Annotated in this window: 1 protein-coding gene; it reads right to left on the bottom strand. The window is 62.5% G+C overall.

The genetic code is table 11. The features are described 5' to 3' along the window. Positions 1 to 355 precede the first annotated feature (355 nt). Positions 356 to 1033: non-canonical purine NTP pyrophosphatase (locus EHS19_RS02730; RefSeq protein WP_151916295.1), on the bottom strand; the 678-nt coding region annotated here is incomplete at its 5' end.

Here is a 1033-nt window from a genome sequence, read left to right as displayed (position 1 = left end):
AAAATCTCGAACTCAAGGCAAATCCCGAGAAAAACTTGCGCTAGGACAGGGCTCAGCGCAAAGATTCTACGAAATCAAGGATCTTTCCGAGAAAACCTTGCGCTACGAAACCTGCTAGCACAAGGATTTTACGAACTCGAGGCAAATCCCGAAAAACCTTGCGCTAGTGTGCCGCGTCAGAAAATCGTTGACGAATTCACTACCCCTCAGTCCCGCTTCGCGGGCCAGCTCCCCTGACAAGGGGAGTCAACATAATCAATGAATTACTGACGCAGGACACTAGTATCCCGTTAACGATTGAGGGCTTCAGCCCCCGTCAGTTTCGCCGACAGCCCCGTTCGCAATCACGAACGCGCTATGCGCGCAGCAGGCGTTCGATGGCGGGGACGAGGGCGCGCAGAGCCTTGCCGCGATGGGAGATCGCGTTCTTCTCGGCCGGGGTGAGTTCGGCGCTGGTCAGCGCGGGGCCGAATCCGTCATCGGTGCCGTCAGCTGCCGCACGAGCCGGCTGGTCGTCGGGAACGAACAGCGGATCGTAGCCGAATCCCTGATCGCCGCGCGGCGCTCGGATGATGCGGCCCGGCATCTCCCCCACCTCCACGGTTTCGGATTTGATCGAGTAGCGCTCAATCCCCTCAGCCGCAGCATCCGGCACGACGAGCGCGGCGGCGCAGCGGAATCGCGCGGTGCGCCTGTCATCAGGAATATCGGCGATCTGGGCGAGCAGCAGCGCGTTGTTCGCCGCGTCGTCGCCATGATGTCCCGCCCAGCGAGCCGACAGAATGCCGGGCGCGTTGCCCATCACATCGACGATCAGACCGGAATCGTCGGCGACGGCCGGGCATCCGGTGCGTGCGGCGACATCGCGCGCCTTGAGCGACGCGTTCTCCTGGAACGTGACGCCGGTCTCCACCGGGTCGGGAAGCCCCAGCGATCCGGCGGACACCAGCTCGAAACGCGCGGCATCCGGGCCGAGACCCTCTTCGAGAATGCGGCGGATCTCCGCAAGCTTGCCTTCATTATGCGTGGCGAC

Source organism: Bifidobacterium jacchi (assembly GCF_009078285.1).
Classification (GTDB): domain Bacteria; phylum Actinomycetota; class Actinomycetes; order Actinomycetales; family Bifidobacteriaceae; genus Bifidobacterium; species Bifidobacterium jacchi.
Note: the sequence above shows the minus strand (reverse complement) of the source record. Positions and strands in the feature narration are given on the sequence as shown.